21 protein-coding genes are annotated in these 18,838 nt (G+C 61.9%); 15 read left to right on the top strand and 6 right to left on the bottom strand.

Translation table 11 applies throughout. The annotated features are described in order from the left end of the window. Nucleotides 1–105 precede the first annotated feature (105 nt). Entirely contained in the window at nucleotides 106–624 is a 519-nt protein-coding gene (locus AC56QP_RS14270) for an A24 family peptidase (protein ID WP_497100440.1), read from the bottom strand. Between the two features lie 180 nt (nucleotides 625–804). Next, complete coding sequence (locus AC56QP_RS14275) at nucleotides 805–981, bottom strand: Flp family type IVb pilin (RefSeq protein WP_489859307.1); 177 nt, start codon at nucleotides 979–981, stop codon at nucleotides 805–807. Between the two features lie 335 nt (nucleotides 982–1,316). On the opposite strand from AC56QP_RS14275, the gene AC56QP_RS14280 reads away from it, so the two are divergent. The 3 genes from AC56QP_RS14280 to AC56QP_RS14290 all read left to right on the top strand — a co-directional run bounded on the left by AC56QP_RS14280 (nucleotide 1,317) and on the right by AC56QP_RS14290 (nucleotide 3,124). Beyond that, nucleotides 1,317–1,739: a pilus assembly protein N-terminal domain-containing protein gene (locus AC56QP_RS14280; protein WP_256748916.1), complete on the top strand. Its 423-nt coding sequence runs from the start codon at nucleotides 1,317–1,319 to the stop codon at nucleotides 1,737–1,739. 136 nt (nucleotides 1,740–1,875) lie between these two features. After that, nucleotides 1,876–2,457 carry a TadE/TadG family type IV pilus assembly protein gene (locus tag AC56QP_RS14285; protein ID WP_489859306.1) on the top strand — a complete coding sequence of 194 codons (582 nt, stop codon included), beginning with the start codon at nucleotides 1,876–1,878 and terminating at the stop codon, nucleotides 2,455–2,457. A gap of 46 nt (nucleotides 2,458–2,503) precedes the next feature. Then, a complete protein-coding gene (locus tag AC56QP_RS14290; protein ID WP_489859305.1) occupies nucleotides 2,504–3,124 on the top strand; it encodes a TadE/TadG family type IV pilus assembly protein in 621 nt (206 codons plus the stop codon). A gap of 6 nt (nucleotides 3,125–3,130) precedes the next feature. On the opposite strand, the gene AC56QP_RS14295 is transcribed toward AC56QP_RS14290, so the two are convergent. After that, nucleotides 3,131–4,051, bottom strand: a complete 921-nt coding sequence (locus AC56QP_RS14295; RefSeq protein ID WP_489859304.1) for a phosphate/phosphite/phosphonate ABC transporter substrate-binding protein — start codon at nucleotides 4,049–4,051, stop codon at nucleotides 3,131–3,133. A 265-nt stretch (nucleotides 4,052–4,316) separates the two neighbouring features. Between AC56QP_RS14295 and AC56QP_RS14300 the strand changes: the two genes are divergently transcribed. The 9 genes from AC56QP_RS14300 to AC56QP_RS14340 all read left to right on the top strand — a co-directional run bounded on the left by AC56QP_RS14300 (nucleotide 4,317) and on the right by AC56QP_RS14340 (nucleotide 14,205). Next, nucleotides 4,317–5,576, top strand: a complete 1,260-nt coding sequence (locus AC56QP_RS14300) for a phosphopentomutase (RefSeq protein WP_489859303.1) — start codon at nucleotides 4,317–4,319, stop codon at nucleotides 5,574–5,576. Further along, nucleotides 5,569–6,459 carry a bifunctional DNA-formamidopyrimidine glycosylase/DNA-(apurinic or apyrimidinic site) lyase gene (mutM, locus tag AC56QP_RS14305; protein WP_489859302.1) on the top strand — a complete coding sequence of 297 codons (891 nt, stop codon included), beginning with the start codon at nucleotides 5,569–5,571 and terminating at the stop codon, nucleotides 6,457–6,459. The genes AC56QP_RS14300 and mutM overlap by 8 nt, the downstream gene beginning before the upstream one ends. Before the next feature lie 33 nt (nucleotides 6,460–6,492). Continuing rightward, nucleotides 6,493–7,266, top strand: coding sequence for an enoyl-CoA hydratase (locus AC56QP_RS14310; RefSeq protein ID WP_489859301.1), 774 nt, complete (start codon nucleotides 6,493–6,495; stop codon nucleotides 7,264–7,266). Between the two features lie 159 nt (nucleotides 7,267–7,425). Then, nucleotides 7,426–7,692, top strand: a complete 267-nt coding sequence (rpsT, locus tag AC56QP_RS14315; RefSeq protein WP_091579634.1) for a 30S ribosomal protein S20 — start codon at nucleotides 7,426–7,428, stop codon at nucleotides 7,690–7,692. An 850-nt stretch (nucleotides 7,693–8,542) separates the two neighbouring features. Further along, nucleotides 8,543–10,087, top strand: coding sequence for a chromosomal replication initiator protein DnaA (gene dnaA / locus AC56QP_RS14320; RefSeq protein ID WP_497100439.1), 1,545 nt, complete (start codon nucleotides 8,543–8,545; stop codon nucleotides 10,085–10,087). Between the two features lie 303 nt (nucleotides 10,088–10,390). Then, a complete protein-coding gene (dnaN, locus tag AC56QP_RS14325) occupies nucleotides 10,391–11,509 on the top strand; it encodes a DNA polymerase III subunit beta (protein ID WP_256748923.1) in 1,119 nt (372 codons plus the stop codon). 209 nt (nucleotides 11,510–11,718) lie between these two features. After that, complete coding sequence (gene recF / locus AC56QP_RS14330; RefSeq protein WP_489859299.1) at nucleotides 11,719–12,858, top strand: DNA replication/repair protein RecF; 1,140 nt, start codon at nucleotides 11,719–11,721, stop codon at nucleotides 12,856–12,858. A gap of 99 nt (nucleotides 12,859–12,957) precedes the next feature. Further along, nucleotides 12,958–13,713, top strand: coding sequence for a molybdopterin-synthase adenylyltransferase MoeB (locus tag AC56QP_RS14335; protein ID WP_489859298.1), 756 nt, complete (start codon nucleotides 12,958–12,960; stop codon nucleotides 13,711–13,713). A 3-nt stretch (nucleotides 13,714–13,716) separates the two neighbouring features. Further along, complete coding sequence (locus AC56QP_RS14340) at nucleotides 13,717–14,205, top strand: GNAT family N-acetyltransferase (protein ID WP_489859297.1); 489 nt, start codon at nucleotides 13,717–13,719, stop codon at nucleotides 14,203–14,205. A 46-nt stretch (nucleotides 14,206–14,251) separates the two neighbouring features. Here AC56QP_RS14340 and AC56QP_RS14345 read toward each other — a convergent pair whose 3' ends face one another. Further along, on the bottom strand, nucleotides 14,252–15,253 hold the full coding sequence (locus AC56QP_RS14345) for a 2-hydroxyacid dehydrogenase (protein WP_489859296.1): 1,002 nt from the start codon (nucleotides 15,251–15,253) through the stop codon (nucleotides 14,252–14,254). A 146-nt stretch (nucleotides 15,254–15,399) separates the two neighbouring features. Here AC56QP_RS14345 and AC56QP_RS14350 point away from each other — a divergent pair, with 146 nt between their 5' ends. Next, entirely contained in the window at nucleotides 15,400–15,960 is a 561-nt protein-coding gene (locus tag AC56QP_RS14350) for an SH3 domain-containing protein (protein WP_489859295.1), read from the top strand. Between the two features lie 47 nt (nucleotides 15,961–16,007). Here the strand turns inward: AC56QP_RS14350 and AC56QP_RS14355 are convergent, their stop codons facing one another. Both AC56QP_RS14355 and irrA read right to left on the bottom strand, forming a co-directional pair. Then, complete coding sequence (locus AC56QP_RS14355; RefSeq protein WP_489859294.1) at nucleotides 16,008–16,325, bottom strand: DUF4260 domain-containing protein; 318 nt, start codon at nucleotides 16,323–16,325, stop codon at nucleotides 16,008–16,010. Nucleotides 16,326–16,377: 52 nt separating this feature from the next. Continuing rightward, the gene (gene irrA / locus AC56QP_RS14360; RefSeq protein WP_489859293.1) at nucleotides 16,378–16,809 is read right to left on the bottom strand and encodes an iron response transcriptional regulator IrrA; all 432 of its coding nucleotides are present in this window, start codon (nucleotides 16,807–16,809) and stop codon (nucleotides 16,378–16,380) included. A gap of 243 nt (nucleotides 16,810–17,052) precedes the next feature. Between irrA and fabA the strand changes: the two genes are divergently transcribed. After that, nucleotides 17,053–17,571 (top strand): 3-hydroxyacyl-[acyl-carrier-protein] dehydratase FabA, encoded by a 519-nt coding sequence (gene fabA, locus AC56QP_RS14365; RefSeq protein ID WP_091579611.1) that lies wholly within the window; start codon nucleotides 17,053–17,055, stop codon nucleotides 17,569–17,571. Nucleotides 17,572–17,608: 37 nt separating this feature from the next. Beyond that, entirely contained in the window at nucleotides 17,609–18,829 is a 1,221-nt protein-coding gene (gene fabB / locus AC56QP_RS14370; protein ID WP_489859292.1) for a beta-ketoacyl-ACP synthase I, read from the top strand. Nucleotides 18,830–18,838 lie beyond the last annotated feature (9 nt).

Below are 18,838 nucleotides of genomic sequence, written 5' to 3' on the forward strand. Positions count from 1 at the left end.
TACATAAATTAGCTGAAATGTGTGTGGACCGGGCAGGATAGCGGCCCCGACCTTGTTAAGGCCGGCTGCGGCAAAGCAGATAGTCCATGGAAATCAGGGGCGCGTTCAGGTCGCCAGCCTTGTCAGCGCCCACACCATCAAAGGCGAATCCGGATAGGTTATCAACCCGCCAAGGCCAAGCGCGATGCCATAGGGAACACCAGTCGTCTCGTCGGCGAAATGGCGCAGAAACGGGTTTCGGCCGGTAACGGTCGAAAGCGGGGATTTCCGGTAAAGGAGGACGGCGAGCGTCAGCAGGCCGCCGATGAGTGTCGAGGCCACGAGATACTCGACGAGATGCACGTTGAGGCCCATCCACACCGCGGTGGCGGCCAGCAGTTTGGCGTCGCCGCCACCCATGCCACCCATCGCGAACAGGCCGAACGTCACGGCCAGGACAAGGGCGCCGGCGGCGAAGTGCGCGCCATAGGCAGCCCACCCCATATCGGTCAGGGGGGCGACCAAAGCAAAGACGACGACGAGCAGCACCGACACGCGATTGGCGATCGTCATCGACAGCATGTCGGAGATCGCGGCAAACAGCATGCAGAACGGAAAGACGACGAAGATCAGGGCTTCAAGCATCGGCGCTATACCTATTGTCCGATTCCACGGGGTCCAATCTAGGCATCTTCAATTAACGATTGATGAGGCTCGGACCAAAAAGACGACTGGTATTGGCTGCGGCATAGAACAAGGGCCGCCATGTGGCGGCCCTTGTCCAGAACACAATCCGAGCGCCTGGGCGCTCAGCAATACGACAGATCAGCCGCCGCTGGTGTTCAAGGTGGACCCGATAGAAGTGAACTTGGCGTTGATTGCATTGCCGAGCGCGCCGGCGCCGACGATGATGGCAAGCGCGATGAGAGCGGCGATCAGACCATATTCGATAGCGGTCGCGCCGGATTCGTCCTTCACAAAACGTGCAACGAGTTTAGACATTTGAGAGCTCCTACTCCACGTGTTACAGCACTTCCGTCAACTTCTGTGATGGTTGATCGGATGCTGCCAATCTAGGGAGAAGCTCTTTCGATCGGCTTAATAAACAGCCTTACCGATTCCTTTCCCGGTTCGAACCTATTGCGTGGTTAATCCCGAGCTAAGTGCTGTCCGAACCTTCCGTTTCCCACGTCGGTGGAGCTTGCGATCCGTCCCCGACCACGTCACGCAAGTACTCATGTCAGCCAAGGCACCATCGGCAAGAGCGCCCGCTTAACAGTTGGTTCACCAATCTCGTTCATGTTCCGTTGAACAGTCCGCATGCGTGGAGCGCCTCAATGGCCGAGCCGAGATCATCAATTCTGGTTGCAGTGCTTCTTGCCGCCACGACCTTCGCCATGCCAGCCATGGCCGGCGCCGGCATCGAGGTCACGATGAACCAGGCCAAAATTGTCAAACTGTCGCGTCCCGCCGACACGATCGTGGTCGGCAACCCGGCTATCGCCGACGCTTCCGTCCAGGACGCCTCGACGATCGTGCTGACCGGCAAGGGCTTCGGCGTCACCAATCTGGTCGTACTCGATCCGGAAGGCAGCCCGATCGTCGACGAGCAGGTGACCGTCGTGCGGCAGGCCGCCTCGTCCGTGCGTATCTATCGGCGCGCCGAAATCCAGACCATGTCCTGCACGCCCTATTGCGAAAGCTCCTACAAGAGCGACGCGGAGAAATCCTCCGAAGCCGAGATGAGTGTCAGCCGATAGTGTGGCGCGGCCGAATGCTCTGGTTATCAGCCGGTTAAGACGCCAACGCCGACTTTAACGATCATTCAAACCGGACTTCAATTGGTTTCCGCTAATACTCCTTCCGAGACCCTTCAGAGATCGGCAGGATCGGGACATGAGCAAGGAAATCGAGACCGCGGGCGAGCGCAAAGCGAGACACCCACGGTTTTTTGATCGCTTTATGCGCGACCGGCGCGGCAGCACGGCGTTGGAATTCGCAATCCTTGCAATCCCATTCGCGCTGCTTGTCTTTGCGATTCTGGAAAGCTGCATTTCATTTGCCGGCCAGGAAGTGATGGCCAACATCACCGACGATATCGCGCGCCAGTTGCGCACCGGCCAGTTAAGGGCGGCAGACGTCGCCGGAAACAATTTGAGGGACAAGATCTGCGCAAAACTGGAGATCATCGTCTCCCAGGATTGTCCCAATCAGCTGCTGGTGGATCTTCGCCAATATACGACGTTCGCCGACGCGGCCTTGGCTGGCTTCAAGATCCAGAACAACGACGTCGTGCTGACCCAGGGCTCCGCCACACAGTCCTTCACTGTTGCGCCGGGTCCGGCGGAATCGAGGAACATGCTGCGGGTCTTTTACAAATGGCCGATCATGACCGATCTGTTGGCCCAGTCGATGGGCGGTAACAAGACGCTGCATTTCGCATCGGTGACTTGGCAGAATGAACCGTTCGGCAGCTAAGGTCGTGGCGGATGCACGTACTGCAAAAGAAAAAAGGGTAATGGGCATGATGCGTGCGGGGGCACATCCGGGGATTACAGGAACCTGGCGGAAGGCGATCCGGTTCTGGTCCGATCGCCGTGGCATCGCGGCGGTCGAATTCGCCTTGATCATGCCTATCCTGCTGATCATGTATTTCATCACCATGGAGGCGTCCCAGGCCATCGAGACCAGCAAGAAGGTCAGTCGTGTCGGCAGCATGGTGGCTGATCTCGTCACGCAGCAGACGACCATCGTCAAGGCGGATGTCGACGCCATCATGAAGATCGGCACCGTCACCCTTCAGCCCTACACCCGCTCGACGCCGAGCATCACGATCACGGCAATACAAGTTACGACCGATGCAACGCCGAAGGTGCTGGTGGTATGGTCACGCAAGCTGGTCAATGGCGTCACCGGCGTCGGCGCTGCCGCGAACTCGACCACGACGGTCCCGGCAACGCTCAAGGTCGCCGGCACATTCCTCATCCGCGTCGAAAGCAATCTCGACTACAAGCCGGTCATCACCTGGTCGTCGGGCAGTCAGCAGCAGCTTGGGTTGACCTCGGCTTTCAATGCCATATCGATGGGCGAAACCTACTATCTGCGTCCCCGCAGAAGCGTGACGATCCCTTGCGGCGACTGCTGACGGTCTTTATCGCCGCGAGCCGCCATCCGAGACCAGACGCACGATGGCTTGCGCCATCTCGTAGTCCGCGGCGGCGGCGGCGGTGAAGCCACCGGAATGCTTCGATTCCAGAAGATCGTAGACGTCCGGCGTCATCGACTTGAGGTTGGTGAGGAACACGGTAAGCCGGCGCTTCGCTTCCGGGTCGAGATCACTGCGGACGGCATGGGGACCGTATCTCAAGAGGCCCGACATCCACACAACCTGAAGTGCCGTTGCTGAAAGCCCTGCCGCTTCGAGCCTCGCCTGCGTGCCCGATGCTTCCGGCTGGCCGTCGGCAGCGGCCGTCACCCAGCCGAACAAGGCATCGGCCTTGCCATCGACCAGCATCGTTTCCGCTGCCTCGGCCGAATCGGCATGGACCAGAAATGGTGCATCTTCCGGGACTTTGCGGCCTTCCGCGGCCAACGCCGCCAGCGGCAGGAGAGAACCGCCGACGCTGCTCGAAGGCGCCATGGCGATACGATGGTTCTCCATTGCCGCCAGATCAGGCAGCTTGCCGTCCAGCGTCAGCAGAACGGAGCGGATGCCGATCGCGCCGTCGGAATCAACCGGAGCCACAAGTGGCTCGACACATCCGCAGCGCTGCGAGGCCGTCGCATAGGCAGTCGCCGAATAGATCGCATATTCGATGCGGGCATTGGCCTGCGCCTCGATCAGAGCGCCATAGTCGCTGGCGACGACAAACTCGACCTTCATGCCCAAGGCCTTGGTGTAGGCATCGGTCAACAGCGCCAGTCCCGGAACGGTGTTGCCGGCGCCGGGTTCGGCGACGATGCCTATGCGAAATATGCCGATATCTTCGCGCCAGTCGGCCCGCGCCGGACCAGACCAGACCACGCCCTGCGCGACCATGAGGGCAGCACACGCCTTCAGGGCAGCTTTCATGACAAGACGGCGTCTGTCATGATCAGACGGTCGTCTGTCATGACAAGCCGGCCCTCTGTTTTCTTCGATCCATGTCGTCCCATGCCCGGCGTGTCGCGACACTATAGTCTTCTCTATTGTGCATGTCGTTGTCCCAAAACCGCTGGGCACTTTTGGGCGAGATGCACCAGACTATCGTGCCAAGCCGTTGCCGTTTGGTTTCCGAATTGCCAATGCGGCCGGGGAACCCTATGTCTGGTCGTCCAAACCGGCAACAATGGCTCCGATGGCGCGTGCTTTCCTCTTCGTTCTGGACTCCTTCGGCATCGGCGGCGCGGCCGACGCCGAGCGCTATGGTGACGCCGGCGCCAACACATTGGGGCACATCGCGGAAGCCTGCGCGGAAGGCCGCGCCGACCGCGAAGGACTCCGCAACGGGCCTCTGTTCGTCCCGCACATGGCCTCGCTCGGGCTTGGCAAGGCTGCCGAAACCGCGACGGGGCTAGGCTTCGACACCGGTGGAAAGGATCTGCTCGCGACTGCCTTCCACGGCGCGGCGCAGGAGGTTTCGAGCGGCAAGGACACGCCGTCGGGCCACTGGGAGATCGCCGCCCTGCCGGTGCGCTTCGACTGGGGCTATTTCCCGGATACGGTTCCCGCCTTTCCGGCCGATCTGACCGAGGCCATGATCCGCATGGGCAAGGTGCCGGGCATTCTCGGCAATTGTCACGCGCCGGGCACCGAGATTATCGAGCGGTTCGGCGAGGAGCACATCCGTACCGGCAAGCCGATCTGCTACACATCGGTCGACTCCGTCCTGCAAATCGCGGCGCATGAAGTTCATTTCGGCCTGGAGCGGCTTTATGAATTCTGCAAGGTGGTGCGTAAGCTGGTTGACCCACTGAGGATCGGACGGGTGATCGCGCGGCCGTTCATCGGGGAAACCGCCGCCACCTTCGAGCGAACCTACAACCGGCATGACTATGCCGTGCCGCCGCCGGAGCCGACCCTGCTCGACCGGCTGACGGCGCGTGGAAGCCGCGTCATCGCCGTCGGCAAGATCGGCGACATCTTCGCCCATCGTGGAATCTCGGAAGTGCGTAAGGCGGCGGGCAACATGGCCATGTTCGATGAGGCGCTGGGGGCAATGGACGACGCCGGCGACGGCGACCTGGTCTTCGCCAATTTCGTCGACTTCGACACCGAATTCGGACATCGCCGCGATGTCGCCGGCTATGCCGCTGCGCTCGAGGCCTTCGACCGGCGACTGCCGGAGGCTCTGGCAAGGTTGAAGCAAGGCGATCTTCTCATCCTGACGGCCGATCACGGCAACGATCCGACCTGGCGCGGCACCGATCATACGCGTGAACGCATCCCGGTGATTGGCACCGGACCAGGCTTCAAAGGCGGCGACATCGGGCTGAGAGCAACATTTGCCGACATCGGTGAAACCGTGGCCGAGCATCTTGGGCTGGCGCGCGGCCGGCATGGCACTTCCTTCTATAAGACGATTGGCTTCCATAAGACGATTGGCGGTCATGCCTGAATTGCCCGAGGTTGAAACGGTCCGCCGCGGGCTGCAGCCGGTCCTGGAAGGCGCCACCATTACCCGTATCGAGACGCGCCGACCGGATCTGCGCTTTCCATTTCCGGAAAAATTCTCACAGCGGCTGACCGGCAGGACGATCACCGCGCTCGGCCGCCGGGCCAAGTATCTGACGATGGATATCGAAGGCGGCCCGGCGCTGATCTGCCATCTCGGCATGTCCGGCTCATTTCGTATCGAGACGGCGGATGACAGCGAAATGCCTGGCGTGTTCCATCATGAGCGCTCGAAGAGCACGGCACACGACCATGTGGTGTTCGATGTGGCGTCCCCGGCCGGCGCCAGATCCCGGGTGATCTTCAACGACCCGCGCCGCTTCGGCTTCATGCTGTTTTCGGAAGGGCCGCCCGACACGCATCCGATGCTGAGCGGGCTGGGCGTCGAGCCTACGGGCAATATATTGGACGGTGTGCTGCTTGCATCGCTGATGAAAGGGCGGCGATCGCCGCTGAAGGCAGCACTTCTCGACCAGAGATTGATCGCCGGGCTGGGCAATATCTATGTCTCCGAGGCCCTGTGGCGCGCCGGCCTGTCGCCGCTGCGCGAGGCCGGCACGATAGCCAAGCCGGGAAAGAAGGCCCAGGCTCAAAGCGAAGGCCTTGCCGAAGCCATTCGCTCGGTCATATCAGATGCGATCGCGGCCGGCGGATCCTCGCTCAGGGATTTCATGCAGACCGACGGATCGCTGGGATACTTCCAGCATTCCTTCGCCGTCTATGACCGCGAAGGCGAACCCTGTTCCAAGCCCGGCTGCGGTGGTCACATCGAGCGCGTCGTGCAGAGCGGCCGCTCGACCTTCTATTGCCGGACGTGTCAGCGGTGAGTTAGACGATGGGTCGAGCGAGGAGATGCAGCCATGCCCTATGAGACAATCATCACCGAGACGCGCGGCAAGGTCGGGCTGATCACCTTGAACAGGCCGAAGGCGCTCAACGCGCTGAATTCCCAGATCCTCGCCGAACTGGTGGCAGCCGTGAACGGGTTCGGTGCCGATGCCGGGATCGGTGCCATGGTCATCACCGGTTCCGAAAAGGCTTTCGCCGCCGGCGCCGACATCAAGGAGATGCAGTCAATCTCCTATGCGGATGCCTATAGCCAGGACTTCTTCGTCGGCTGGGAAGAATTTACGCGGGCACGAAAGCCGATCATCGCGGCGGTGGCCGGCTATGCGCTCGGCGGCGGCTGCGAGCTGGCGATGATGTGCGATTTCATCATTGCCGCCGACAACGCCAAGTTTGGCCAGCCGGAGATCACGCTCGGCGTCATCCCAGGCATGGGCGGATCGCAGCGACTGACCCGCTTCGTCGGCAAGTCGAAGGCGATGGACATGTGCCTGACCGGGCGGATGATGGACGCAGCCGAAGCCGAACGCTCGGGCCTGGTGTCGCGGGTCGTGCCTGCCGGCGACCTCGTCGAGGAGGCGCTCAAGGCGGCAGCCAAGATCGCCGATTTCTCGCTGCCATCGGTGATGATGGCCAAGGAGGCCGTCAACCGCGCCTTCGAGACGACGCTTGCCGAGGGATTGCGGTTCGAACGACGGCTGTTTCACTCGCTGTTCGCGCTCGATGACCAGAAGGAAGGCATGGCGGCCTTTGCAGAGAAGCGGAAGCCGAATTTCACCAACCGCTGACGCCCGCCCGATAGCCGCCAAAAAGAAGGCTAGGCAGCGTTGACGCGCCGGAAAAGCTGAACTATAAGCCGCACCAACCGAGGCGGCCCCGTGGCTGCCCGTTTGTTTTTTGCGCCCTGCGGCATGCCGCATGCGCCGACAGATCAGAAGAGAGGCATCATGGCCAACACATCCTCGGCCAAAAAAGCAACGCGCAAGATCGTACGCCGCGCAGCGATCAACAAGAACCGCCGTTCGCGCGTCCGCACCTATGTGCGCCAGGTCGAGGAGGCACTTGCCTCCGGCGACAAGGCCGCCGCACAGGCAGCCTTCAAGATCGCAGAGCCCGAATTGATGCGCGCCGCAACCAAGGGCGTGATCCATAAGAATACGGCATCCCGCAAAGTTTCGCGGCTGGCCCAGCGGGTCAAAGTACTGTCGGCCTGACATTACTTTCCTAGACTGACGTTCTTCGAACCCGGCCGATTGTGCCGGGTTTTTTTCGTTTGCCGGCAAGCACTTAAAAAGAATACTCGAAAATGGCGTCTGTTGCGGATTCCGCCGTTCGAAATGCTTTGCCGGCACAGCCGTGCAAGCCAATGGCCGATATCCCTGAAAAGCGACTGCAAAGATAAAGTCGGCACTCAGAAATAGTCTTTATTTTTCAGATAGTTACCGATGGTCATCCACAGCTTGTTCACATCGAGCCGGGGCGATGGGGGACAAGTGGCTGTCAAGCAAATTATTTCAGAAAATTTCAGATCGCACCGGCTTTTTCATATTCGCCGGAAAAGGGTTTGAATCACAATGGCTTTGTCAAAATATGCCGTTGCGGCGCCGCGTTCCAACCTCTCTGCGGTAACCAGATTCCTTAAAAATCGGTTAGTAGTGGCCTTGCCCTATCCACAGCGATTTCGGTAATGTCGACAGATCGAAAGGGACGGGCCCTTGGCCCTCAACCCAGCCTGAACTGGCCAGCTTAAATTGGCGGGATTTGCAACGCGGATCAAGTCCGCGGATGGGTTGGTTTGTCTTTTTTGATGTGGGTAAGGGGACTGGCGTAACGAGACATGGCAGGTAGGCAGCGCGCCGGCGCGATTTCGCCGGACGGTGTTGTATTGCCCTGACATACCAAAAACGCGGACTGGCTTCCATGGCCGGCACCGGTTTCCCTGGATAGTGGGCGACGTTCATTGCCGGCGGCGGCAGCGGACATCGTAGCGAAGATGCAGGTCGCTGGAACAAGGATGCAGGAGGCGCATCCCCAGCGGAAAACAGGTACAGAAAGGCAAGGATCATGCAGAGCGGCATCGAAAGGGAGCTTACGGGCGACCTCCCATTTCCAGGAACTTTGATCGGAGCAAGCGACATGGCTGTTTCCAGCGACGCGGAGCAGAAGTTCGACCGGGTCAAGGCTCAGTTGAAGGCGCGCCTGGGAACCGAAGTCTATTCGAGCTGGTTCGGACGCATGAAGGTCGCGGAAGCTTCCAAGGGCATCGTCCGCATCTCGGTGCCCACCGCCTTCCTGCGCTCATGGATCAACGGTCACTATCTCGACCTCATTTCCGAACTGTGGAAGCACGAGGATCCGGATGTCCTCAAGATTGAAATCGTCGTACGCACGGCCACTCGCCAGGGGCGCAGCCAGGCCGAGCCCGAGGTGATCCCGGCACGCAAGATGACACGACAGACGCAGACGGCCCTCGCCGCCGGCACTGTCAGCCCCGGCAGGACAGATCGTGCACCGGCTCCGCGTCCGGGCACACCGATCGAGAGCGAGTTCCGGCACAACGTGCTCGGCTCTCCGCTTGATCCGCGCTACACATTCGGCTCCTTCATCGAGGGGCCGTCGAACCGGGTGGCCTTCGCCGCGGCCAAGGCGGTAGCGGAATCGCAGTCAAGCGCGGTGCGGTTCAATCCGCTTTTTCTTCACGCAACCGTCGGGCTAGGCAAGACCCACCTTTTGCAGGCCATCGCAGCGGAATCGCTGAAGCAGAACCCAAAATCGCGCGTCGTCTATCTGACGGCCGAGTATTTCATGTGGCGCTTTGCCACCGCGATCCGCGACAACAATGCGCTGACGCTCAAGGAGCAGCTGCGCGACATCGACCTGCTCATCATCGACGACATGCAGTTCTTGCAGGGCAAGTCGATCCAGCATGAATTCTGCCACCTGATCAACATGTTGCTGGACAGCGCCAAGCAAGTCGTTGTTGCCGCCGACCGGCCGCCGTCGGAACTGGAATCGCTCGAACCGCGGGTGCGGTCGCGCCTCAATGGCGGCGTCGCGCTCGAAATGTCGGCGCCCGATTTCGCCATGCGCATCGGCATGCTCAAATTGCGCCTTGCGACCGCCAGGATCGATGACGCGTCGCTCGACATCTCGGAGGAAATCCTCAATCACGTCGCCCGCACCGTGACCGGCAGCGGACGCGAGCTGGAAGGCGCATTCAATCAGCTGCTGTTCCGCCAGTCCTTCGAACCGCAGATCACCATCGACCGTATCGACGAGATACTCGGCCACATCTATCGCACCGGCGAGCCGAAGCGGGTCCGTATCGAGGATATCCAGCGCATCGTCGCGCGCCACTACAACGTGTCGAAAACCGAATTGCTGTCCAACCGGCGCACGCGCACCATCGTCAAGCCGCGGCAGGTCGCCATGTACCTGTCGAAGGTGATGACGCCGCGCTCACTGCCCGAGATCGGGCGCCGCTTCGGCGGCCGCGATCACACCACCGTGCTGCACGCCGTGCGCAAGATCGAAGACCTTTCCGGCAACGACAACACGCTGGCGCAGGAACTCGAACTGCTGAGAAGGCTGATCAACGACCAGGCCTGACTGGCCCGGGAAGCGCGAGCCGGAACAACGCGGGAATTCAATGGGTTACCTGTGCGGGCCTGAACCCGAAATGGGCTCGTTGGCCAGCCCGGAAGCGGTCCGGATTTCGGATTTTCCACACCGGCTCCCGGACTTCGTGCCGTTTATCCCCAGAAAGCCCGCGCAGCCGGCCAGAACCGGTGGCGCGGGCTTGCGTTTGCTGGTTTTTTCCTGTCAGTTTACGCAGATTCTGAGCCTGTTCAGACTTTTCGCGGGACGCCGCTTGCCGGAGCCCGTCATTCATTCAAGCGAGCCTGTTTCGTCATGCGTGTTATCCTGGAACGGTCAAATCTCCTGAAGTCGCTTAACCACGTCCACCGCGTGGTCGAACGGCGCAACACCATTCCGATCCTTTCCAACGTGCTGCTCAGCGCCGAGGGCGCCAGCCTGGAAATGAAGGCGACCGATCTCGACCTGGAGGTGACGGAAGCGACGCCCGCCAAGGTTGAGCGGGGCGGGGCAACGACGGTTCCGGCGCATCTGCTGTACGATATCGTGCGCAAGCTCGCCGACGGCGCCGAAGTGATGCTCAAGACAGACGAGGACGGCAACGCCATGACGGTGACGTCCGGCCGCTCGAGCTTCCGCCTGCAGTGCCTGCCGCAATCCGACTTCCCAGAGCTTTCGGCCGGATCCTTCTCGCATATCTTCCGTCTCGACTCGGTCGCCCTGAAAGGCTTGATCGAGAAGACCCAGTTCGCCATCTCCACCGAAGAGACGCGCTACTATCTGAACGGCATCTACCTGCACACGCATGAGGTTGGCGGCAAGCTGAAGCTGCGCTCGGTGGCGACCGACGGCCACCGTCTGGCGCGCGCCGAGATCGACGCACCGGCAGGCTCCGAGGGCATGCCGGGCATCATCATTCCGCGCAAGACGGTGAGCGAGTTGCAGAAGCTGGTGGATGACCCGGACGTCGCCGTGACCACGGAACTGTCGGACACCAAGATCCGCTTCACCATCGGCAGCGTCGTTTTGACCTCGAAGCTGATCGACGGCACCTTCCCCGATTATCAGCGGGTCATTCCGACCGGCAACGACAAGAAACTGATCATCGACCGCCAGAGTTTCGCTGCCGCGGTCGATCGCGTCTCGACCATTTCCTCCGAACGCGGCCGCGCGGTGAAGCTTTCGATCAGCGAGGGTCAAGTGACGCTGGCGGTCAACAATCCGGATTCCGGCAGCGCCACCGAGGAACTGGCCGCCGACTATTCATCCGACCCGATCGAAATCGGCTTCAACGCCAAGTATCTGCTTGACGTCGCCGCGCAGTTGACCGGCACGGAGGCCAAGTTCATGCTGGCCGACGCCGGTTCGCCGACGCTGATCCACGACATGGCCGACGAAACCGCGCTTTATGTGCTGATGCCGATGAGGGTGTAGCCGGCGCTGCATCATCAATCCGGGTCTGCCATGAGACCGGCAACGGGAACGATGGTGCGGCGACTTCTGGAGCAGTTCCAGGAAAAGTGTGAAACGGTTTTCTCGGGAAAAGCGCACAGCGCTTTCCCTTGGAGATTGCGTGAAAACAAAGAGATAGGGCGGTTTCGCGTTTCCGTGAAACGACGAGCCGCTCTATAGGCGGATGGCGGTTGCCGGTACAGACTCATATAAGTAAGCTTACACTTACCAACTTTCGCAACTACGCTGCATTGGCGATCGACCTCGCTCCCGGCGCCGTGGTTTTTTCCGGCGATAACGGCGCCGGCAAGACCAATCTTCTCGAAGCGATTTCCTTTCTGACGCCGGGACGTGGCTTGCGCCGCGCTCCATACGCGGATGTAGCACGCGAGGGCGGTGACGGCGGCTTCGCCTTGCACGCCCGGCTCGATGGACCCGACGGCCCGGTCGAGATTGGTACTGGCATTTCAGGCGGCGACAGTGCCGGCGAGGGCGGCAGACGGGTACGCATCAACGGGGCTGCGGCGCGTTCGACCGAGGACATGCTGGAATGGCTGCGCGTGGTGTGGCTGACGCCGGCCATGGATGCGTTGTTCACCGGACCGGCCGCGGATCGCCGACGCTTTCTCGACCGACTGGTGCTGGCGATCGATCCGGGCCACGGCCAGCGCGCGCTCGACTACGAGAAGGCGATGCGCGGCCGTAACCGGCTGCTTACTGAAGGCTCCCGGGACGATCGCTGGTTCGATGCGATCGAGACACAGATGGCCGAGACGGGTGTGGCGATCGCCGCCGCACGTGCGGAGACGGTGCGCCTGCTGGCCGCGATGATCGACAAGCTGCCCGACACAGGGCCGTTTCCGCAGGCCGACATCGGCCTTGCGGGCGAACTGGAAGCCGCGGTTGCCACCACGCCGGCGGTCGATGTCGAGGAGCGATTCCGCCGGGCGCTCGTCGAGGGCCGCGACCGCGACCGCGCCGCCGGGCGCACTCTAGAGGGCCCGCACCGTTCGGATCTCGTGGTTCGACACCGTCCCAAGGCGATGCCGGCCGAGCTCTGTTCGACAGGCGAACAGAAAGCGCTGCTGGTCGGCATTGTCCTGTCGCACGCCCGGCTGACCGGCGAAATGTCGGGCATGACGCCGATCCTGCTGCTTGACGAAATCGCCGCGCATCTCGATGGCGGCAGGCGCGCGGCGCTGTTTTCCATTCTGGAGGAGCTTAACTGCCAGGCGTTCATGACCGGCACCGACGCGGCGCTGTTTTCCAGTCTCAAGGGACGTGCGCAGTTCCTCACCGTCGACCACGGTACGGTTGGGCCAACTGTCTAGATTTTGTTGCATGATGTCGGCATTCCAAAACCGCTCCGCACCTTTGCGCGACATGCATGAAGGCCTGACAAGGTTTTCCAGCCACTATATGGTCCGGCGATGACCAGCTCCGCCCTGACCGCCGACGAGATCGAACGCTATGCCCGCCACATCGTGCTGCCCGAAATCGGGGGCGCCGGCCAGCAGAGATTGAAGCGGGCGCGGGTTCTGGTGATCGGCGCGGGCGGGCTGGGCGCACCGGTGCTTGAGTACCTTGCCGCCGCCGGCGTCGGCACACTCGGCGTGGTCGATGACGACACCGTGTCGCTCTCCAACCTGCAGCGCCAGGTGATTCACGGCACGGATGCTGTCGGCATGCTGAAAACCCACAGTGCGCAGGCGGCGATCGCTCGCATCAATCCCAACACCATTGTCGAAACGCACACATTCAGGCTGACCCCGGACAACACCGCGGCCCTCGTCGCCCGTTATGACATCGTCGTTGACGGTTCCGACAATTTCGAAACCCGCTATGCGGTGGCCGATGCCTGTGAGAGCGAAAGGAAACCGCTGGTGCACGCCGCCGTCGGGCGCTTCGACGGCTCCGTGACCGTGCTGAAGCCATTCGAGGACGGCAAGGATGGCAAGCCCAACCCAGGCTACCGCGACCTGTTTCCGGAAGCGCCGCCTCCCGGCGTGGTGCCATCCTGTGCCGAGGCCGGGGTGCTCGGTGCGCTGACCGGTGTCATCGGCACGCTGCAGGCGATGGAGGCGATCAAGCTGATCACCGGCATCGGCGAGCCGCTGGTTGGCCGGCTGCTGCTCTACGATGCGCTGGCCGCGCGCTTCGAAACGATCCGCTACAAGAGAAACTGACCCGTGGGCCGGACCGGAGCCGTTTCCGTTACCCAGATCCCAGCCGATTTCGACCGTTGGAACGATGTGCTCGCATTGATCATGCGTGCCTTCGCTTCGATGGAGGGCGTCATCGACCCGCCCTCCTCGGCGCACCTGCTTACCGCCGACACTCTGCGCGACAAGGCGCGGCGGGAGACCGGTTTCGTGGCCTTGAAGGGCGACAGGATCGTCGGCTGCGTCTTTGCGCTTGAGAAGGAGGCGGAGTTCTATGTCGGCAAGCTCGCCGTCGCGCCGGACTGTCAGGGGCAAGGCATTGGCCGGCGGCTGATGCAGGCGGTCGAAGATCTTGCCCGCAGGCGCGGCAAGGCCGCCCTCGAGCTTCAGACCCGGATCGAGCTGACCGGAAACCATGCGGCCTTTGCCCGCTTCGGTTTTCGCGAGACCGAACGGACAGCACATGCGGGCTATCCCAGGCCGACTTCGATCACCATGCGCAAGGTACTCGCGTAAGCCCGGGCTTTCATTTGAAAGGCCGCGAAATGTCGCTTCGATAGGATCAGGATCTGAGCGGCAGCACGCGGTCCGGCGGGCGGTGGCCGTCGACGAACGCCTTTATGTTGATGATGACCTTTTCGCCCATGTCGATGCGGCCCTCGAGGGTCGCCGAGCCCATATGCGGCAACAACACGACCTTGCCCTTGGCGGCGAGCCTGAGCAGCTTGCTGTTCAACGCCGGCTCGTGCTCGTAGACATCGAGGCCGGCGCCGGCGATCTTGCCGTCCTGGATCAGCTTGACCAGCGCTTCCTCGTCGATGATGTCGCCGCGCGCGGTGTTGACGATGTAGGCCGTGGGCTGCAGCAGCGCCAGCCGCCGCGCCGAAAGCAGGTGAAAGGTTGCCGGCGTCGACGGACAATTGACCGAGATGATGTCCATGCGGGCCAGCATCTGGTCGAGGCTTTCCCAATAGGTCGCCTCCAGCCCGTCCTCGACCTCCGGCAGCACGCGATGGCGGTTGTGGTAGTGGATGGAAAGGCCGAACGCCTTGGCCCGCCTGGCGACCGCGGTTCCAATGCGCCCCATGCCGACAATGCCGAGCCGCTTGCCCCAGATGCGCCGCCCAAGCATCCAGGTCGGCGACCAACCGGCCCATTTCTTGTCACCGGTGAGCACATTGGCGCCTTCCACCAGCCGCCGCGGTACCGCCAGCATCAGCGCCATGGTCATGTCGGCGGTATCTTCGGTCAGCACGTTCGGCGTGTTGGTGACGGTGATGCCCCGCTTCGCGGCAGCCGCCACGTCGATCTTGTCGACGCCGTTGCCGAAGTTGGCGATCAGCCTGAGGTTGTCGCCAGCCTGGGCGATCAGCGCCGCGTCGATCTGGTCGGTCACGGTCGGGACGAGGACATCGGCCTCCTTGACGGCCGCAACCAGTTCCGGCTGTGTCATCGGCCTGTCCTCGACGTTCAGCCGGGCATCGAACAGCTCGCGCATGCGGGTCTCGACCGGGTCAGGCAACTTTCGCGTGATGACCACGAGAGGCTTCTTTTTGCCTACCATTGTTTCCCTCGTTGAGACCTCTTTAACCAAGACCGGCGAAACTGAGAGCCGGTCGCGGTGCCGATTACCCATGTAACAAGCGGTGCCGCCGAAGACAAAGAAAAAGGGGCGCCGACGCCGGCAGGCAAGCGCCGAAAGGAATGAAAGTGTCTGGTTTCGCGTCGCTTCGCCTGACCCTCAGCGCAGCATTTCTCGGCGCTCTCCTTTATTCCCCGCAACTGGCCGCACAAGGTGCGGCGGCACCCGCCCAGAGCGTCGTCACGCTCGGGCCGAGCGGCCTGCCGCTGCCGCGATTCGTCAGCCTGAAATCCGGCCGCGTCAACTCACGCGTCGGCCCCGGCGCCAACTACTCGGTCGACTGGATGTATATGAAGGCTGGCCTGCCGATGGAGATCATCCAGGAATTCGATACATGGCGCCGCGTGCGCGATGCCGACGGTTCGGAAGGCTGGATCAACCAGTCGCTGCTTTCAGGCAGGCGCACGGCGATCGTCGCGCCGTGGCAACGCGGCAAGGGCGGCCAGATCAACATGGTCAACAGCCCTGGAAAAGACGCAAGGGTGGTCGCGCTCGTCGAGCCGGGTGTCATGGGCACGATCAAATCCTGCGACGGCCAGTGGTGCGAAATGACGCTCGACGGCCACACCGGCTGGCTCGCCCAGTCACTTGTCTGGGGCGCCTATCCCGGCGAACGGGTCAAGGATTGATTTTCTGACTGTCTGACGTCGATCTTTCCCAGAGACAGGGTCCCGATCTAGCGCCCGATACGGCCGAGATGAGTGTCCTGAAACCCAGTTGACAGCTTCAGGCCGTAGCCCAGCGCCCGGTCGATGGCGATGTGGGCGATCCAGATCAATGCAACCGCCATCGCGGCCGCATTGCCGGACATGTGCCCCGCAAGCAGCAGCAGCACCGGTACAACAAGGATGTGCAGGGCGTTATAGGCGATGGCGCCGACGCGCGGCCCGGCAAGATAGCCCAACATCGACAGGTCCGGCGCCAGGATGAGCAATCCGAAGAGCCACCAAGAAACACCGACCGATCCGTAGAATAAGACGGCGGCGACCGCCACGGCGGCCCATTCTAGCCGGATTATCAAATCGAGGGGTATCATTCCTCGCGGATCATGTTGGGCGTTTGGGGCGCAGCCTCACCACGATGTCGACATTGGCGATCTCCATCCCCTCCGGCGGCTCCGGCAGGTTGGCAACAGTCACGGGACCGCCGGCGATGTCGAATATCCGGTTTTCGCCTTCGACGTAGAAATGGTGGTGGTCGGAAGTGTTGGTGTCGAAATAGGTCTTGGCGCCCTCGACCGCGAGGATGCGCAACAGCCCGGCCTGGGTGAACTGGTGAAGGGCGTTGTAGACGGTGGCCAGCGACACCGGCACGCCGGCGGCAACCGCCTCCTCGTGCAGTTCCTCGGCCGACAGATGGCGGTCGCCCTTGGCGAAAAGCAGGTCGGCCAGCGCAATGCGCTGGCGTGTCGGCCTCAGGCCGGCTTCACGGACCCGCTTGTCCACAGCGACATTTTCCTTCCGGCAGCCCAGGTCCATCTATTCGTCCAAGCTCACAGTTCCGCCTCAAGACGCGCCCAGAATGGCAAAAAAATGAACGCCTGCCCAAACCGGACCCCTGCTGACATATATTCTGTCGTCCGAATGCGATCAATAGCGCGCATTGACCCAGGCAGACGGGCGGGTTAAGCGCAAACGCCGGTTTCCGGCCTGAAACAGATTGTGTTAGGAAACCAACGACAAGGGCGCGCTATAGCCCAAGACGACATGGGGACGAGATTGATGGCGGGTTCGAAATCCAGCTACGACTACGATGAATTGCTGGCCTGCGCCCGCGGCGAACTGTTCGGACCGGGCAATGCCCAACTCCCCTATCCGCCCATGCTGATGTTCGACCGCATCACCGAGATCAGCGAGACGGGCGGTGCCTTCGAAAAGGGCTTCATCCGTGCCGAATTCGACATCAAGCCGGACCTGTGGTTCTTTGCCTGCCATTTCATCGGCAATCCGATCATGCCGGGATGCCTCGGCCTCGATGCGATGTGGCAGCTGACGGGCTTCTACCTCGGCTGGCTCGGCGAGCCGGGCAAGGGAATGGCGCTGTCGACCGGTGAGGTCAAGTTCAAAGGCATGGTCACGCCCGCCGTGAAGAAGGTGGAGTATGGCATCGACTTCAAGCGCGTGATGCGCGGCCGGTTGGTGCTCGGCATCGCCGATGGCTGGCTGAAAGCGGATGGCGAACCCATATACTCGGCAACGGATTTGAAGGTCGGTCTGTCCAAGCAATCGGCGGCCGGCTGACCGGTCGCTGACCGGGCCCCCCTGGAAGGAGTTGCGAATGAGACGTGTCGTAGTCACAGGCCTCGGCATTGTGTCGTCGATCGGCAACAATGCCAACGAGGTGCAGACCTCGCTGCATGACGCCAGATCCGGCATCAGCTTCTCCGATTCCTTCGCCGAGCATGGCTTCCGTTGCCAGGTGTGGGGCGCGCCGACGCTCGACCCATCCGCCATGATCGATCGCCGTGCGATGCGGTTCCTGTCGCAAGGGGCGGCCTGGAACCACGTCGCCATGGATCAGGCGATCGCGGACGCTGGCCTCGGAGAGAGCGACATCACCAATGAACGCACCGGCATCGTCATGGGATCGGGCGGGCCATCCACCCGCACCATCGTCGAAGCGGCTGAAATCACGCTGAAGAACGGCAGCCCCAAGCGCATCGGCCCGTTCGCGGTGCCGAAAGCGATGTCGTCGACCGCATCGGCGACGCTTGCCACATGGTTCAAGATCCACGGCGTCAACTATTCGATCTCGTCGGCCTGTTCGACCTCGGCGCACTGCATCGGCAATGGCTACGAATTGATCCAGTGGGGCAAGCAGGACATGGTCTTTGCCGGCGGCCACGAGGACCTCGACTGGACGATGTCGGACCTGTTCGACGCCATGGGCGCCATGTCGTCGAAATTCAACGACAAGGCATCGACTGCTTCGCGCGCGTATGACGCCAACCGCGATGGCTTCGTCATAGCCGGCGGCGCCGGTGTGCTGGTGCTCGAAGAGCTGGAGCACGCCAAGGCGCGCGGCGCCAAGATCTACGCCGAGATCGTCGGCTATGGCGCGACCTCGGACGGTTACGACATGGTGGCGCCGTCGGGCGAAGGCGCGATCCGCTGCATGCGCCAGGCGCTGTCGACGGTTTCCACGCCGATCGACTACATCAACACGCATGGTACGTCGACGCCGGTTGGAGATTCCAAGGAGATGGGCGCGATCCGCGAGGTGTTCGGCGAGAAGATGCCGTACATCACCTCGACGAAATCGCTGACAGGCCATTCGCTCGGTGCCGCCGGCGTGCAGGAATCGATCTACTCGATCCTGATGATGCAAGGCGGCTTCATCGGCGAAAGCGCCCATATCGAGAACCTCGATCCGGAATTCGAGGGCATGCCGATCGTGCGAAAGCGCATCGACAACGCCAGGATCGACACCGTTTTGTCAAATTCGTTCGGTTTCGGTGGCACCAACGCAACGCTCGTTTTCCAGCGCTATTCCGCATAAGGACTGCCG

Source organism: Mesorhizobium sp. RCAM 05104 (assembly GCF_059683645.1).

Excerpts from the sequence above, each read along its gene's own strand:
- AC56QP_RS14270 (WP_497100440.1), bottom strand. The coding sequence starts at position 624 with ATGCTTGAAGCCCTGATCTTCGTCGTCTTTCCGTTCTGCATGCTGTTT.
- AC56QP_RS14275 (WP_489859307.1), bottom strand. The coding sequence starts at position 981 with ATGTCTAAACTCGTTGCACGTTTTGTGAAGGACGAATCCGGCGCGACC.
- AC56QP_RS14280 (WP_256748916.1), top strand. The coding sequence starts at position 1,317 with ATGGCCGAGCCGAGATCATCAATTCTGGTTGCAGTGCTTCTTGCCGCC.
- AC56QP_RS14285 (WP_489859306.1), top strand. The coding sequence starts at position 1,876 with ATGAGCAAGGAAATCGAGACCGCGGGCGAGCGCAAAGCGAGACACCCA.
- AC56QP_RS14290 (WP_489859305.1), top strand. The coding sequence starts at position 2,504 with ATGATGCGTGCGGGGGCACATCCGGGGATTACAGGAACCTGGCGGAAG.
- AC56QP_RS14295 (WP_489859304.1), bottom strand. The coding sequence starts at position 4,051 with ATGAAAGCTGCCCTGAAGGCGTGTGCTGCCCTCATGGTCGCGCAGGGC.
- AC56QP_RS14300 (WP_489859303.1), top strand. The coding sequence starts at position 4,317 with ATGGCGCGTGCTTTCCTCTTCGTTCTGGACTCCTTCGGCATCGGCGGC.
- mutM (WP_489859302.1), top strand. The coding sequence starts at position 5,569 with ATGCCTGAATTGCCCGAGGTTGAAACGGTCCGCCGCGGGCTGCAGCCG.
- AC56QP_RS14310 (WP_489859301.1), top strand. The coding sequence starts at position 6,493 with ATGCCCTATGAGACAATCATCACCGAGACGCGCGGCAAGGTCGGGCTG.
- rpsT (WP_091579634.1), top strand. The coding sequence starts at position 7,426 with ATGGCCAACACATCCTCGGCCAAAAAAGCAACGCGCAAGATCGTACGC.
- dnaA (WP_497100439.1), top strand. The coding sequence starts at position 8,543 with ATGCAGAGCGGCATCGAAAGGGAGCTTACGGGCGACCTCCCATTTCCA.
- dnaN (WP_256748923.1), top strand. The coding sequence starts at position 10,391 with ATGCGTGTTATCCTGGAACGGTCAAATCTCCTGAAGTCGCTTAACCAC.
- AC56QP_RS14335 (WP_489859298.1), top strand. The coding sequence starts at position 12,958 with ATGACCAGCTCCGCCCTGACCGCCGACGAGATCGAACGCTATGCCCGC.
- AC56QP_RS14345 (WP_489859296.1), bottom strand. The coding sequence starts at position 15,253 with ATGGTAGGCAAAAAGAAGCCTCTCGTGGTCATCACGCGAAAGTTGCCT.
- irrA (WP_489859293.1), bottom strand. The coding sequence starts at position 16,809 with ATGGACCTGGGCTGCCGGAAGGAAAATGTCGCTGTGGACAAGCGGGTC.
- fabA (WP_091579611.1), top strand. The coding sequence starts at position 17,053 with ATGGCGGGTTCGAAATCCAGCTACGACTACGATGAATTGCTGGCCTGC.
- fabB (WP_489859292.1), top strand. The coding sequence starts at position 17,609 with ATGAGACGTGTCGTAGTCACAGGCCTCGGCATTGTGTCGTCGATCGGC.